General features: G+C 68.4%; 15 protein-coding genes. 14 read left to right on the forward strand and 1 reads right to left on the reverse strand.

The features are described from left to right. Positions 1 to 24 precede the first annotated feature (24 nt). The 8 genes from can (at position 25) to Q0599_RS24350 (ending at position 9,001) form a co-directional block, all read left to right on the forward strand. Entirely contained in the window at positions 25 to 708 is a 684-nt protein-coding gene (gene can, locus Q0599_RS24315; protein ID WP_298835283.1) for a carbonate dehydratase, read from the forward strand. Positions 709 to 720: 12 nt separating this feature from the next. Further along, positions 721 to 2,505, forward strand: a complete 1,785-nt coding sequence (aceK, locus tag Q0599_RS24320) for a bifunctional isocitrate dehydrogenase kinase/phosphatase (protein ID WP_298835284.1) — start codon at positions 721 to 723, stop codon at positions 2,503 to 2,505. An 83-nt stretch (positions 2,506 to 2,588) separates the two neighbouring features. Then, entirely contained in the window at positions 2,589 to 3,077 is a 489-nt protein-coding gene (locus Q0599_RS24325; RefSeq protein ID WP_298835285.1) for a hypothetical protein, read from the forward strand. Positions 3,078 to 3,094: 17 nt separating this feature from the next. Continuing rightward, complete coding sequence (locus Q0599_RS24330) at positions 3,095 to 4,273, forward strand: acetyl-CoA C-acyltransferase (RefSeq protein ID WP_298835286.1); 1,179 nt, start codon at positions 3,095 to 3,097, stop codon at positions 4,271 to 4,273. Between the two features lie 18 nt (positions 4,274 to 4,291). After that, entirely contained in the window at positions 4,292 to 4,960 is a 669-nt protein-coding gene (locus Q0599_RS24335; RefSeq protein WP_298835287.1) for an SDR family oxidoreductase, read from the forward strand. 10 nt (positions 4,961 to 4,970) lie between these two features. Then, a complete protein-coding gene (locus Q0599_RS24340; RefSeq protein WP_298835288.1) occupies positions 4,971 to 6,101 on the forward strand; it encodes an acyl-CoA dehydrogenase family protein in 1,131 nt (376 codons plus the stop codon). A gap of 27 nt (positions 6,102 to 6,128) precedes the next feature. Continuing rightward, positions 6,129 to 7,544 carry a Trk system potassium transporter TrkA gene (trkA, locus tag Q0599_RS24345; protein WP_298835289.1) on the forward strand — a complete coding sequence of 472 codons (1,416 nt, stop codon included), beginning with the start codon at positions 6,129 to 6,131 and terminating at the stop codon, positions 7,542 to 7,544. Continuing rightward, positions 7,544 to 9,001 (forward strand): TrkH family potassium uptake protein, encoded by a 1,458-nt coding sequence (locus tag Q0599_RS24350; protein ID WP_298835290.1) that lies wholly within the window; start codon positions 7,544 to 7,546, stop codon positions 8,999 to 9,001. The genes trkA and Q0599_RS24350 overlap by 1 nt, the downstream gene beginning before the upstream one ends. Before the next feature lie 3 nt (positions 9,002 to 9,004). On the opposite strand, the gene Q0599_RS24355 is transcribed toward Q0599_RS24350, so the two are convergent. Continuing rightward, positions 9,005 to 9,622: a hypothetical protein gene (locus tag Q0599_RS24355; RefSeq protein ID WP_298835291.1), complete on the reverse strand. Its 618-nt coding sequence runs from the start codon at positions 9,620 to 9,622 to the stop codon at positions 9,005 to 9,007. 130 nt (positions 9,623 to 9,752) lie between these two features. On the opposite strand from Q0599_RS24355, the gene Q0599_RS24360 reads away from it, so the two are divergent. The 6 genes from Q0599_RS24360 to Q0599_RS24385 all read left to right on the forward strand — a co-directional run bounded on the left by Q0599_RS24360 (position 9,753) and on the right by Q0599_RS24385 (position 15,206). Then, entirely contained in the window at positions 9,753 to 10,355 is a 603-nt protein-coding gene (locus tag Q0599_RS24360) for a 2-hydroxychromene-2-carboxylate isomerase (protein ID WP_298835292.1), read from the forward strand. Next, positions 10,355 to 10,912, forward strand: a complete 558-nt coding sequence (locus Q0599_RS24365) for a DinB family protein (RefSeq protein WP_298835293.1) — start codon at positions 10,355 to 10,357, stop codon at positions 10,910 to 10,912. The genes Q0599_RS24360 and Q0599_RS24365 overlap by 1 nt, the downstream gene beginning before the upstream one ends. A gap of 108 nt (positions 10,913 to 11,020) precedes the next feature. Beyond that, the gene (locus tag Q0599_RS24370; protein ID WP_298835294.1) at positions 11,021 to 12,643 is read left to right on the forward strand and encodes a carboxyl transferase domain-containing protein; all 1,623 of its coding nucleotides are present in this window, start codon (positions 11,021 to 11,023) and stop codon (positions 12,641 to 12,643) included. An 11-nt stretch (positions 12,644 to 12,654) separates the two neighbouring features. Next, positions 12,655 to 13,788 (forward strand): acyl-CoA dehydrogenase family protein, encoded by a 1,134-nt coding sequence (locus Q0599_RS24375; protein WP_298835295.1) that lies wholly within the window; start codon positions 12,655 to 12,657, stop codon positions 13,786 to 13,788. A 9-nt stretch (positions 13,789 to 13,797) separates the two neighbouring features. After that, entirely contained in the window at positions 13,798 to 14,580 is a 783-nt protein-coding gene (locus tag Q0599_RS24380; RefSeq protein ID WP_298835296.1) for an enoyl-CoA hydratase/isomerase family protein, read from the forward strand. Between the two features lie 5 nt (positions 14,581 to 14,585). Then, positions 14,586 to 15,206, forward strand: a complete 621-nt coding sequence (locus Q0599_RS24385; RefSeq protein ID WP_298835297.1) for a DUF4126 domain-containing protein — start codon at positions 14,586 to 14,588, stop codon at positions 15,204 to 15,206. The last annotated feature ends 7 nt before the right edge of the window (positions 15,207 to 15,213 follow it).

The raw sequence follows: 15,213 nt of genomic DNA on the forward strand, positions 1-15,213 counted from the left end.
CGGCCGGCTGCGTAAACTGCCCGCATGAGCACCCATCTCGACGAACTCTTCGAAAGCAACCGCCGCTGGGCGGCCGAGACCGAACGCCGCAGCCCCGGCTTCTTCACGAGGCTGCTCGCCCAGCAGGCGCCGCAGTACCTGTGGATCGGCTGCGCCGACAGCCGCGTGCCGGCCAACGAGATCCTCGGCCTGCTGCCGGGCGACGTGTTCGTGCACCGCAACGTCGCCAACGTCGTCGTGCACTCCGACCTCAACGCGCTGTCGGTGATCCAGTTCGCCATCGACATGCTGAAGGTGCAGCACATCATGGTCGTCGGCCATTACGGCTGCGGCGGCGTGCTGGCGGCACTGCGCAACCAGCGCATCGGCCTGGCCGACAACTGGATCCGCCACGTGCAGGACGTGCGCCACAAGCACCGCACCTGGCTGGACGGCATCGGCGACGAGGCGCTGGCGCACAAGGCGCTGTGCGAGCTGAACGTGCTCGAGCAGTCGCTCAACGTGTGCGAGACGACGGTGATGCAGGACGCCTGGGCGCGCGGCCAGTCGGTGGTGGTGCACGGCTGGGTCTACGGCCTGCACAACGGTCTGATCGACGACCTGAAGATGACGGTGGCCGATGCCGCCGATGTCGCCGCCGCCTACGGCCTCGCGCTCGGCGCGATCAAGACGCGCTACGACGCGATCCGCAAGAACGGCCGACCCTGACGAGGCGCCGCGATGTTTCCCACACGCCTGACCGATTCGCGCGGCTTCGACATCGCCCAGGCGCTGCTCGAGGGCTTTAACCGCCACTACCGGCTGTTCCGCGAGACCAGCGCGGCGGCCAAGAAGCGCTTCGAACAGGCCGACTGGCATGGCCAGCAGCGCGCGCAGCGCGAGCGCATCGAGTTCTACGACAAGCGCGTGGAGGAGGCGGCGGAGCGGCTGCAGACCGAGTTCCAGGTGAGCAGCCTCTCGATGGACGTGTGGCACCAGGTCAAGCTCCACTACATCGGCCTGCTCACCAATCACCACCAGCCCGAGCTCGCCGAGACCTTCTTCAACTCGGTGACGACGAAGATCCTGCACCGCAGCTACTTCAACAACGACTTCATCTTCGTGCGGCCGGCGGTCAGCACCGAGTACATCGAGAACGACGAGCCGGCCTCGCTGCCGACCTACCGTGCCTACTACCCGAGCAAGGACACGCTGCGCGACACGCTGCTGCGCGTGATCGACAACTTCCAGCTCGAGCGCGAGTTCGAGGACCTCGGACGCGACGTCGACCACGTGCTTGCCGCGGTGATCTCGCGCCTGGGCGAGTTCCGCATGCGCGCGAACTTCCAGCTGCAGGTGCTGTCCTCGCTGTTCTATCGCAACAAGGGCGCGTACGCGGTCGGCAAGATCATCAACGGCTTCAACGAGATGCCGTTCGCGCTGCCCATCCTGCACACGCCGCACGGGCAGCTCGCCATCGACGCGGCGCTGTTCGGCGAGGACGACCTGCTGATGCTGTTCAGCTTCGCGCGCGCCTACTTCATGGTCGACATGGAGGTGCCCTCGGCCTGCGTGCAGTTCCTGCGCTCGATGATGCCGCGCAAGCCGAAGAGCGAGCTGTACAACGCCATCGGCCTGCAGAAGCAGGGCAAGAACATCTTCTATCGCGACTTCCTCTACCACCTGCGCCACAGCAGCGACCACTTCCGCATCGCGCCGGGCATCAAGGGCATGGTGATGCTGGTGTTCGACTTGCCGAGCTATCCCTACGTCTTCAAGGTCATCAAGGACTTCTTCCCGCCGCCGAAGGAGACCTCGCGCGAGATCATCCAGAGCAAGTACCTGCTGGTGAAGACGCACGACCGCGGCGGCCGCATGGCCGACACGCTCGAGTACAGCAACGTCGCCTTCCCCATGGCACGCTTCGAGCCCGAGCTGATCGCCGAGCTGAAGCACTATTGCCCAAGCCTGATCGAGGAGGACGGCGACACGCTGGTGATCCGCCACCTCTACATCGAGCGGCGCATGATCCCGCTGAACATCTACCTGCAGGAGGCCAACGCCCATCAGCTCGAACATGCGGTGGTCGAGTACGGCAACGCCATCAAGGACCTGGTGCGCGCCAACATCTTCCCCGGCGACATGCTGTGGAAAAACTTCGGCGTCACGCGCCACGGCAAAGTGGTGTTCTACGACTACGACGAGATCGAGTACCTCACCGACTGCAGCTTCCGCCGCGTGCCCGAGCCGCGCAACGAGGAGGAGGAGATGTCCGGCGAGGTGTGGTACCACGTCGGCCCACGCGACGTCTTTCCCGAGACCTTCGGCCCCTTCCTGCTCGGCAACGCGGCGGTGCGCGAGGTGTTCATGAAGCACCATGCCGACCTGCTCGACGTGGCGTTCTGGCAGGGCCACAAGGATCGCATCCTCGCCGGGCACGTGCACGACGTGTTCCCCTACGAGCAGGGCAAGCGCTTCCGCCGCCACCGCCACAGCGAGGCCGAGGCGGTGGAGGCCGGAATCTGAAGAAATGAAGCCCCCAAGCTCACTTCGTTCGCTCCCCCCCGAAGAGGAGTTCGGTGGCTTCGGAGCGGCCGGGCGCCACTGAGATGGACTGGCGCGAAACCTTCGAGATCGCCAGCTACGCGGTGACCGTGGTGGCGCTGCCGTTCGCGGTCTGGGTGTTCCTCGTCGAACAGCGCAAGGAGCGCGAGAACGAGGAGGAGGAGGCGTACCAGCACCTTTCCGACGCCTACAACGAGTTCCTGCGCATCGTGCTCGACAACGCCGACTTGCAGCTGCGCACCAACACCGCGCTGCCCGACCCGACGCCCGAGCAGAATGAGCGCATGCTGGTGATCTTCGATATGCTGATCTCGCTGTTCGAGCGCGCCCACCTCGTGGCGCACAAGGAGCAGATGTCGCCCACCGAGCAGCGACGCTGGAACTCGTGGGACGATTACATGCGCGAGTGGTGCCGCCGCGACGACTTCTTCAATGCCTTGCCGCTGCTGTTGCGCGGCGAGGATCCGGAGTTCCAGACTTACATCAAGCGTGTCGCGCAGGAGGAGCGCGGCATATCCCTCTTCACGACCTGACCCGCAAGGAGCCTGCCATGTCCGACCCCATCGTCATCGTTTCCGCTGCCCGCACGCCGATCGGCGGCCTGCTGGGCGATTTCTCCAATCTCGCCGCCTGGGAACTGGGCGCCGTCGCGATCAAGGCGGCCGTCGAGCGCGCCGGCGTGCCCGGCGATGCCGTCGACGAGGTGTTGTTCGGCAACTGCCTGATGGCCGGCCAGGGCCAGGCGCCGGCGCGACAGGCGATGCGCAAGGCCGGCCTGCCCGATTCGAGCGGCGCCGTGACGCTCAGCAAGATGTGCGGCTCCGGCATGCGCGCGATGATGTTCGCGCACGACATGCTCGCCGCGGGCAGCGCCAACGTGATGGTCGCCGGCGGCATGGAGAGCATGACCAACGCGCCGCACCTGATGTTCGCGCGCAAGGGCATCAAGTACGGCGCCAGCGCGGTCTACGACCACATGGCGCTGGACGGCCTGGAGGACGCCTACGAGCGCGGCAAGGCGATGGGCGTGTTCGCCGAGCAGTGCGTGGGCAAGTACAGCTTCACGCGCGAGGCGATGGACCAGTTCGCGATCTCTTCCACCCAGCGCAGCAAGAAGGCCAACGAGGATGGCAGCTTCGACTGGGAGATGGCGCCGGTCACGCTGCCCGGCAAGGCCGGCGACACGGTGGTCAAGTTCGACGAGCAGCCCTTCAAGGCCAAGCTCGACAAGATCCCCGGGCTGAAGCCTGCCTTCAAGAAGGACGGCGCGATCACCGCCGCCACCTCGTCGAGCATCTCCGACGGTGCGGCCGCGCTGGTGATGATGCGCGAGTCGACGGCGAAGCAGCTGGGCGTCAAGCCGGTCGCGCGCATCGTCTCGCACGCCGTGCATGCGCAGGCGCCGGAGTGGTTCACCACCGCGCCGGTGGGCGCGATCCAGAAGGTCCTCGCCAAGGCCGGCTGGGCGGCCAAGGACGTCGATCTGTGGGAAGTCAACGAGGCGTTCGCCGCGGTGACCATGGCGGCGATGGCCGAGTTCAAGCTGCCGCACGAGATCGTCAACGTGCACGGCGGCGCCTGTGCGCTCGGCCACCCGATCGGTGCCTCGGGCGCACGCATCGTCGTCACGCTGCTCGGTGCCTTGCGCAAGCAGGGCAAGAAGAGGGGCGTGGCGGCGCTGTGCATCGGCGGAGGCGAGGCGACGGCGCTGGCCGTCGAACTGCTGTGACGAGCCCGAACGGCTGACATGAGCCATGCGCTGATCGTCGGCGCCTCGCGCGGCATCGGCGCCGAGTTCGTGCGCCAGTGCCTTGCCGACGGCTGGCAGGTCACCGCCACCGCGCGCAGCGAGGAGGCGCTGGCGCACCTGCGCAGGCAGGGCGCCAGGGCCATCGCGCTGGACGTCGCCAGCGCCGCAAGCGCATCGCACCTGGCCTGCCAGATCGACGGCACGGCCTTCGACCTGGTGCTGCTCAACGCCGGCGTCTACGGCCCGCGCACGCAGGGGATGCAGCCGCCGAGCGTCGCCGACTTCGATGCGGTGATGCACACCAACGTGTTCGGCGCGATGTGCGTGCTGCCGCAGATCGCCGAGGCACTGGCCCCGGGCGCGACGCTGGCGGTGGTCTCCTCGCGCATGGGCTCGATCGGCCAACGTGCCGGCGGCAGCGGCTGGCTCTACCGTGCCTCGAAGGCGGCGCTGAACTCGGTGCTGAAGGACGCCTCGCTGGCACTGGCCGGCAAGGCGGTGTGCGTCAGCTTCCACCCGGGATGGGTGCGCACCGACATGGGCGGTGCCGGCGCCGACCTCGACGTGGCCGACAGCGTGCGCAACATGCGCCGTACGCTTGCCGGCCTGACCGCGGCCGACAAAGGCCGCTTCCTGAATCACGATGGCACGCCCATCGACTGGTGAGCAGACGACCATGCTGTTGAGCGACGACCACCGTGCCGTGCAGGAGGCCGTGCGCGCCTTCGTGCAGGAGCAGATCGCCCCGAACGCGGCGCGCTGGGACAAGCAGCACCACTTCCCCGCCGAAGAACTGCGCGGCCTGGCGGCACTCGGCTGCTACGGCGTGGCCGTGCCCGAAGCCTGGGGCGGCGCGGGGCTGGACTACCTGGCGCTGGCGATCATCCTCGAGGAGGTCGCCGCCGGGGACGGCGGAACCTCCACCGTGGTGAGCGTCAACAACTGCCCGGTCTGCTCGATCCTGATGGCCTGGGCCGACGACGTTCAGAAGGAGCGCTGGCTGAAGCCCCTGGCGCGCGGCGAGATGCTCGGCGCGTTCTGCCTGACCGAGCCGCATGTGGGCTCGCAGGCCGACGGACTGAAGACCACCGCCGTGCGCGACGGCGGCGACTACGTGCTCAGCGGCGTCAAGCAGTTCATCACCAGCGGCAAGCATGGCGACGTGGCCATCGTCATGGCCGTGACCGACAAGGCCGCCGGCAAGAAGGGTATCAGCGCCTTCATCGTGCCGACCGCCACGCCGGGCTACACAGTGGCGCGGCTGGAGGAGAAGATGGGCCAGCACAGCAGCGACACCGCGCAGATCCTGTTCGAGAATTGCCGCGTGCCGGCCGCGAACCTGATCGGCGAGGAAGGCCAGGGCCTGAAGATCGCGCTGTCGGGACTGGAAGGCGGGCGCATCGGCATCGCCGCCCAGAGCCTGGGCATGGCCCGTGCGGCTTTCGAGGCGGCGCTGGCCTATTCGAAGGAGCGCGTCGCTTTCGGCCAGCCGATCTTCGAGCACCAGGCCGTGCAGTTCCGCCTCGCCGACATGGCCACGCAGATCGAGGCGGCGCGGCAGCTCATCCACCACGCCGCCAGCCTGAAGGACGCCGGCCGGCCCTGCCTGAAGGAGGCCGCGATGGCCAAGCTGTTCGCCAGCGAGATGGCCGAACGGGTGTGCAGCGCGGCCATCCAGACGCTGGGCGGCTACGGCTACGTGAGCGATTTCCCCGTCGAACGCATCTACCGCGACGTGCGCGTCTGCCAGATCTACGAAGGCACCTCGGACGTGCAGAAGATCCTCATCGGCCGAGCCCTGGCATAGTTCGCGCTGGCAGTACGGCGCGCACGCATGAACATCATCATCCTCGGGGCCGGCCGCGTGGGGGAGAGCGTGGCCGAGAGCCTGGTGTCGGAGAAGAACGACATCACGGTGATCGACACCAACCCGCAGCGGCTGCGCGAGCTGGAAGACCGTCTCGACCTGCGCGGCGTGCCCGGCAATGGCATCCAGCCCTCGGTACTGGAGGCCGCCGGCGCGAAGGATTGCGACATGCTGATTGCCTGCGCGCCGCTGGACGAGACCAACCTCGTCTGCTGCAAGGTCGCGCACGACATCTTCAACATCCCGACCACCATCGCGCGCATCCGCTCGCCGGAGTTCCCCAACGACAGCCCGCTGATGTCCAAGGAAGGCTTCGCGGTCGACCAGGTGATCTGCCCCGAGCAGTCTCTGACCACCTATATCCGCAAGCTGATCGAGTATCCCGAGGCGCTGCAGGTGCTGGAGTTCGCCGGCGGCGCGGTGAGCCTGATCGCGGTGCGCGCGGTCACCGGCGGGCCGATGGTGCGCCACGTCATCAGCGAGCTGCCGCAACTGGTGCCGAACGTCGAGATGCGCTTCGTGGCCATCTATCGCAGCGACGAGCTCGGCGTGGACCGGCAGGTGGTGTGCGACGGCACCACGCGCATCGAGCCGGGCGACGAAGTCTTCGTGCTGGCCGCCACGCGCGACATCCGCCGCGTGCTCGACGCCCTGCGCCGCCGCGACGAGCCGGTGCGCCGCGTGATGATCGCCGGCGGCGGCCGCGTCGGGCTGCGCCTGGCGCGCGAGATCCAGGACACCTGCCACGTCAAGGTGATCGAGTCCAGCCTGTCGCGCTGCGAGTACCTGACCACGCAGCTCCGCAGCGAGGCACTGGTGCTGCAGGGCGACAGCACCGACGAGGACCTGCTCGAGACCGAGAACGTGCAGGACTCCGACCTCTTCCTCGCGCTGACCAGCGACGACGAGGACAACATCATGGCCTGCCTCCTGGCCAAGCGCATGGGCGCCCGGCGCGTGCTGGGGCTGATCAACCGGCGAGCCTATGCCGACCTCGTGCAGGGCACGCAGATCGACATCGCGCTGTCGCCGGCGCAGACGGTGATCGGCGAGCTGCTCGCCTACGTGCGGCGCGGCGACGTGGAGGCCGTCTACAGCCTGCGCCGCGGCGCCGCCGAGGCGCTGGAGGCGGTGGCGCACGGCGACCGCAAGTCGTCCAAGGTGGTGGGGCGGCGCATCGACGAGCTGCCGCTGCCGGCGGGTGCGCAGATCGGCGCCATCGTGCGCACCATCCACGACGCCGAGGTCTACGAGAAGGTCATCATTCCCCATCACGATACGGTGATCGAGAGCGATGACCACGTCATCGTGTTCGTGCCTCGAAAGCGCATGGTGCGCGAGGTCGAGAAGCTGTTCCAAGTCAGCGCGACTTACCTGTTCTGATGACCTCGCCGCTCGCCGTCGTCGCATTGGTCGGCCGCATGGTCGTGCTGTTCTCGCTGCTGATGCTGGTGCCGATGACTTTCGCACTGGCCGAGCACGATCCTGCCGAAGGCGCGTTCCTGACCGGCACCGCGGTCACCTTCGGATGCGGTGCGCTGATGAGCCTGGCGACGCGGCGCTTCCGCCGCGAACTGCAGCCGCGCGACGGCTTCGTGCTGGTCGGGCTGACCTGGCTGGTGCTGCCGGCCTTCGGCGCCGTGCCGCTGCTGCTGGCGGTGCCGGAGCTGAGCGTGACCGATGCCTACTTCGAGGCCATGTCGGGCTTCACCGCCACCGGCGCGACGGTGATCACCGGGCTGGATGCGCTGCCGCTGTCGGTCAACGTCTGGCGCTGCTTCATGATGCTGATCGGCGGCCTGGGCATCATCGTGCTGGCGGTGGCCATCCTGCCGATGCTGGGCGTGGGCGGCGCGCAGCTCTTGAAGGCCGAGACCGCCGGCCCGATGAAGGACACCAAGCTCACGCCGCGCATCGCCGAGACGGCGCGCGGCCTGTGGGCGGTGTACTTCATCGTCTCGGCGGCCTGCTTCCTTGCCTACCGCTGGGCCGGCATGAGCTGGGCCGACGCCTTCATGCACATGTGCACGACCATGGGGCTGGGCGGTTTCTCGTCGCACGACCTGAGCTTCGGATACTGGAACTCGCCGCTCATCGAGGCGGTGGCGGTGCTGTTCATGATGCTGTCGGGCGTCAGCTTCGCGCTGTACTTCCTCGCCTGGCGACAGCGCTCGCTGCGAGTGCTGTGGGGCAATGTCGAGGTGCGCGCGTTCTACCTCGTCGTGCTGGCGACCGTCGTGCTCATCTCCGTCTACCTCACGGCGTACGGTGTCTACCCGGACTTCCAGCAGTCGATGCGCCACACCGTCTTCCACGTCGTCTCGATCGCCACCACGACGGGCTACGCCTCGCACGACTATGCCCAGTGGCCGCTGTTCGCGCCCCTGCTGATGATCCTGCTCGGCTGCTTCGCCACCTGCGCCGGCTCCACCGGCGGCGGCATCAAGATGGTCCGCATGCTGCTGCTGCTCAAGCAGTCGTATCGCGAGCTGGTGCGCATCGTGCACCCCAACGTGGTCAATCCGGTGGTCATCGGCGGTGCGGCGGTGAGCCCGCGCGTGCTTCAGAGCGTGATCGCCTACATGATGGTCTACGGCGCCTCGCTGGTGGCGCTGACCATGCTGCTGCTGTTCAGCGGCCTCGACGTGGTGACCGCCTTCACCGCCGTGATCGCCTGTGTGAACAACATCGGCCCGGGCCTCGGCGAAGTGGGTCCGGCGGTGAACTACGGCGGACTCACCGATTTCCAGACCTGGGTGTGCACCTTCGGCATGCTGCTGGGCCGGCTGGAACTGCTGGCGGTGCTGGTGCTGTTCACGCCGCAGTTCTGGCGCGGCTGAGGGTCAGTCCTTCGGCAGGTAGCGGGCATCCGACCAGGTGGCCAGCCACTGCGGCTTGAAGGCGACGAAGATGGCCACCAGCATGCCGGTGGAGAAGGCCTCGCCCCAGGCCATCAGCCAGTGGCTCACCAGCAAGGTGGCCAGGTCGGTGCCCTCCGGCGGCGGCTGCACCAGGGCCGACAGCGTGCCCGCGCCCATCATCGCCAGCGCCGTCGTGATGAAGCCGCGACCCAGGATGAACACGAAGGGGTGATGGGGCAGCCATCGTCGCGTGGCCAAGCCGATGGCCAGTGCCAGCGTGGCGGCGACCATGCCGCTCCAGGCGAGGTGGTGCAGCGCCTGAGGCCAGGCGATCCCGCCCAGCCAGGCACCGGCCAGTCCGATCGGCAGCAGGCTCAGCACGGCCAACGGCCAGCCGAGCATCAGCACCATCAGACAGGCCCCGGAAAGCTGCACCGCCATGCCGCCAGGCATCACCCGCTGCGCCGCCCACAGCCATGGCACCAGCACCAGACTGGCCAGCCAGGGGTGCCAGAGTGGCGTGCCGCGCAGCTGCCGCCAAGGCCGCAGCGCGAGCGCGACGGCCACCGCCATGAACACCAATGCGAGCGACAAGCCCATGAGTTCATGCTATCGACCCGCGCCGGCTCGCGCGTGACCTGAGTCAAGCAGCGCCGGCGGTTCGGCACGTGAGGGAAAGCGACCAAGCGCACGCCTGCCTGCAGGCGCTACGCTGTGGTGCATGAGTTCCATGCCTCGCCCCATCGATTTCTACTTCGACTTCTCGTCGCCCTACTCCTACATCGCGTCCGAGTGGATCGACGCGCTGGCGGCGCGTCATGGCCGCACGGTGAACTGGAAGGCCATCCTGCTCGGGGCCACCTTCCAGGCCGCCGAGCTGAAGAGCCCGGTGTCCTACCCGATCAAGCGCGAGTACTCGCTGCACGACTTCGAGCGCTCGGCGCGCTTCGCCGGCGTGCCGCTGAAGAATCCGCCCAAATTCCCCATCGCGACGCAGAACGCGGCGCGCGTGTTCTGGTGGCTGGCCGACCAGGACCGCACGCGCGCGGCGGCATGGGCGCGGCATTGCCTTCGCGCCTTCTTCGCGCGCGGCGTCGATCTCAGCGACGTGGCGCAGCTGCGCGAGCTCGCCGAGGATTTCGGCCTCGGCGCCGATACCGCCGAGGCGGTGTGGAACGACCCGCGGTGGAAGCAGAGGCTGAAGAGCGAGAACGAAGCGGCCATCGCCGCCGGTGTGTTCGGCGCGCCCTTCTTCATCGTCGACGGCGAGCCCTTCTGGGGCAACGACCGCCGCCCGCAGATCGAGCGCTGGCTGGAGAAGGGGCCCTTCTGATGCCGACGCTGGCTGGCCAGCTGCGCATCCAGGCGCACGCCAACCGACTCGCCAACCACCGGTTGCACCGCGTGATGAGCGCATTGTCGGAGGCCGAGTTCCGTGCGCCACGGACGAGCTTCTTCCCCAGTCTGGCGGCCACGCTGAACCACGTCCTCGCGGTCGACGAGTACTACATCGGCGCGCTGCACGGCGAGGCCGGCCTGCCGCAGCGCTACGCCGCCTTCGTGCACGCGCAGACGCTGGCCGCACTCGCCGCCAGGCAGCGGGCCAGCGACGAGCGGCTGATCGTCTGGTGCGCGACGCTCACCGACGCCGGCTGTGACGCGCTGGTCGACATGGACCGCGGCGAGCACGTGCAACGCGACCGCGTCGCGCATGTGCTCGCCCATCTGTTCATGCACCAGACGCACCACCGTGGCCAGGTGCACGCGATGCTGTCGTCGACGCAGACCGCTCCGCCCCAGCTCGACGAATTCCTCATGCCCAGCGACGCGCCGCTGCGCGTCGCCGACATGGCCGAGCTGGGCTGGCACGAAGGCGATGTCTACGGGTAAGCCGCAGGGGCCGGGCGGGTCCGGAGCGCCGATAGAATCCCGACTTGACGTTTACGTAAACGTCAACCGCCGAAGCGGTGCCACAGTCGGCTGCCCCGTGGAGTTCCCATGCCAGTTCTCGCCTCCAACCTCAGCCCCCGCTCCGAGGACTTCAAGGCCAACGCCGCGGCGATGCGCGCGCTGGTCGACGACCTGAACGCGAAGCTCGCGCAGATCGCCCAGGGCGGCGGCGAGGCGGCGCGCGCCAAGCATGTCGCGCGCGGCAAGCTGCTGCCGCGCGAGCGCGTCGAGATGCTGCTCGACCCGGACACACCCTTCCTCGAGGTGGCGCCGCTGGCCGCGCTGCACATGTACAAGGAGAAGGGCGGCAGCGACGCCGCACCTGGCGCGGGGCTGATCGCCGGCATCGGCCGGGTCAGCGGTGTCGAATGCATGATCGTGTGCAACGACGCCACGGTGAAAGGCGGCACCTACTTCCCGATGACGGTGAAGAAGCACCTGCGCGCGCAGGAGATCGCGATGCAGAACCGCCTGCCGTGCATCTACCTCGTCGACAGCGGCGGCGCCAACCTGCCCAACCAGGACGACGTCTTCCCCGACCGCGACCACTTCGGCCGCATCTTCTTCAACCAAGCCAACATGAGCGCCCTGGGCATCCCGCAGATCGCGGTGGTGATGGGCTCGTGCACGGCCGGTGGCGCCTACATGCCGGCGATGAGCGACGAGTCGATCATCGTGAAGAACCAGGGCACCATCTTCCTCGGCGGCCCGCCGCTGGTGAAGGCGGCGATCGGCGAGGTGGTCAGTGCCGAAGACCTGGGCGGCGGCGACGTGCACACCCGGCTGTCCGGCGTGGCCGACCACCTGGCACAGAACGACACCCATGCCCTGGCGATTGCACGCGCCTCGGTGGCCAACCTGAACTGGCGCAAGTCGCACGAGCAGCGCCTGCTGCCGCCCAAGTCGCCCCTGTTCGATCCGAGCGAACTGCACGGCATCATCCCGGTCGACCCGCGCAAGCCCTACGACGTGCACGAAATCATCGCGCGCATCGTCGACGGCTCCGAGTTCGACGAGTTCAAGGCGCGCTACGGCACCACGCTGGTCTGCGGCTTCGCGCACATCGAGGGCATGCCGGTGGGCATCGTCGCCAACAACGGCGTGCTGTTCAGCGAGAGCGCCCTCAAGGGCGCGCACTTCATCGAGCTGTGCGGCCAGCGCAAGATCCCGCTCGTCTTCCTGCAGAACATCACCGGCTTCATGGTCGGCCGCAAGTACGAGAGCGAGGGCATCGCCAAGCACGGCGCGAAGATGGTCACCGCGGTCTCGACCGTGAACGTGCCCAAGTTCACCGTCATCATCGGCGGCAGCTTCGGCGCCGGCAACTACGGCATGTGCGGCCGCGCCTACTCGCCCCGCTTCCTCTGGATGTGGCCGAACGCGCGCATCTCCGTGATGGGCGGCGAGCAGGCCGCCAGCGTGCTCGCGACCGTCAAGCGCGACGGCATCGAGGCCAAGGGCGGCCGCTGGAGCGCCGACGAGGAGAAGGCATTCAAGCAGCCCATCCTCGACCAGTTCGAGCATCAGGCCCATCCGTACTACGCCAGCGCACGGCTGTGGGACGACGGCGTGATCGACCCGGCCGACACGCGCCGCGTTCTCGCGCTGGCGATCAGCGCCAGCCTGAACGCGCCCATCCCGGACGCGAGGTTCGGCGTCTTCCGCATGTGAGGCCGAGGTCGATGGAGAACATCTACCTCACCCCCGAGCACCAGACGCTGCGCGACCAGGTGGCGCGCTTCCTCGCGCGCGAGGTCGAGCCGTTCGCCGAGCAGTGGGAGCGCGACGGCTGCGTGCCGCGCGAGGTGCTGCGCAAGATGGGCGACGCCGGCTTTCTCGGGTTGATGTACGCGTCGCGGCACGGTGGCGCCGAGGCCGACGCGCTGACCAACCTGGTGTTCGCCGAGGCCTTGTCGCAGTCGACCTACGGCGGCTTCATCATCACGGTGCTCGTGCACACCGACATGGCCAGCCCGCACCTGCACCATGCCGGCAACGCCGCGCAGCAGGCGGCCTACATGCCCGGCGTGATCGCCGGCCGCACCATCACCGCGGTGGGCATCACCGAGCCGGGCGCGGGCTCGGACGTGGCCGGCCTGAAGACCACCGCACGGCGCGAGGGCGACGAGTGGGTGCTGAACGGAAGCAAGCTCTTCATCACCAACGGCGTGCACGCCGACCTGTACTTCATCGCCGCGCGCACTGGCACGGCCCGGCACGCGCTCTCGATGTTCATCGTCGAGAAGGGAACGCCTGGCTTCAGCGTCGGCCGCTCTCTGGAGAAGACCGGCTGGCTGTCGTCGGACACGGCGGAACTGGTCTTCGAGGACTGCCGCATTCCGGCCGAGAACCTGCTCGGCGAGCAGGACAAGGGCTTTTACTCGGTGATGAAGAACTTCCAGACCGAGCGCATCGCCCTGGCCGCGATGGCGATCGGGCACTGCACGCGGGCGCTGGAACTGACGCTCGAGTACGTGCGCGACCGCCGCGCCTTCGGTGCCACGCTGTTCGACAAGCAGGTGGTGCGCCAGCGTCTGGCGATGCTCGACGCCAAGGTGCGTGCCGCACGACAGTACCTCTACCACTGCGGCTGGCTGGTCACGCAGGGCCGCGATGTGGTGCAGGACGTGTCGCTGCTCAAGTCGCTCACCGGCGAGCTGGTCAACGAGGTGGTGCAGGCCTGCCAGCAGTTCCACGGCGGCATGGGCTACATGCGCGGCACGGCGATCGAACGGCTGTGGCGCGACGCTCGCATCCTGGCCATTGGCGGCGGCGCCACGGAAGTGATGCTCGACGAAGCCGCCAAGCGCTACTGAGGAACGACGATGACCACCACGCTCGACGTCCAGCGCAGCGGCCCCGTGGCCCGCGTGTACCTGAACCGCCCCGAGGTGCGCAACGCCTTCAACGACGGCGTGATCGCCGAACTGACGCAGGCCTTCGCGGCGCTCGGCGCCGACGCCACGCTGCGCTGCATCGTGCTCGGTGGCCACGGCAAGGCCTTCTGCGCCGGGGCCGACCTGAACTGGATGCGCACCATGGCCGGCTACAGCTGGGAGCAGAACCGCGCCGACGCGCAGGCGCTGGCCGACATGCTGTGGACGATCTACAGCTGTCCGGTGCCGGTGGTTGGCCGCGTGCACGGCGACTGCTACGCGGGCGGGCTGGGCCTCGCGTCGGTGTGCGACGTGCTGGTGGCGGCCGAGGGCGTGCAGTTCTGCCTCAGCGAGGCGAAGCTGGGTCTGCTGCCGGCCACCATCGGGCCCTATGTCGTGAAGGCGATGGGCGAGCAGGCGGCGCGCCGCTGGTTCGTCACCGCCGAGCGCTTCTCGGCGGCGCAAGCGCAGGCCATGGGCTTCGTGCACGAATGCGTGGCGTCCGAAGCGCTGGACGCGAAGGTCGACGAGCTCGTCGCCGCGCTGGTGGCCAACGGCCCGATGGCGGTGCGCGCCTGCAAGAAGCTCGTGCAGGACGTGGCCGGCCGGCCGATCGATGCCGAACTGCGCGCCGATACCGCACGCCGCATCGCCGACATCCGCGCCAGCGACGAGGGCCGTGAAGGCATCCAGTCCTTCCTCGGCAAGCGCGCGCCCGACTGGCTGGGCTGATCGACATGACGGACACGCTGGACACCGCGCAGCTGCTCGCCATTGCCGCTGCCCTCGGCTGGGCGAGCGGCATGCGGCTGTACCTGGTCGTCTTCCTGACCGGCGCGGCCGGCTGGTTCGGCTGGGTCGAGCTGCCGGCCGGCCTGAGGGTGCTGCAACACCCGGCCCTGCTGGGCGCCAGCGGATTCATGCTGCTCGCCGAGTTCTTCGCCGACAAGATCCCAGGCATCGACACGCTGTGGGACCTCGTCCACACGCTGGTGCGCATCCCGGCCGGTGCCGCGCTGGCCGCGTCGGTGTTCGGCGCCGATCAGGGCACCTGGGCGATGGCCGCCGCATTGATGGGGGGCACGCTGGCCGCCACCAGCCATGTGGCCAAGGCCACCACGCGGGCGGCCGTCAACACCTCGCCGGAGCCCTTCTCCAACGTCGGGTTATCGCTGCTCGGCGATGCCTTCGTGCCCGCCGCGCTGTGGCTGTCCTGGACGCACCCGTTGGCGCTGGCCGTCGTGCTGGCGATCGCCATCGTCCTGGCCATCGCGCTCATCGTCGTGTTCTCGAAGTTCCTGCGAGCGCTCGCGCGCCGCGCCACCGTCTGGCTGCGTGGCGGCCAGCCGACCGTCTGAGGTCTGA

Origin of the sequence: uncultured Piscinibacter sp., from assembly GCF_937952055.1 — a bacterium.
In the GTDB taxonomy this organism is placed as follows: Bacteria; Pseudomonadota; Gammaproteobacteria; order Burkholderiales; family Burkholderiaceae_C; genus Piscinibacter.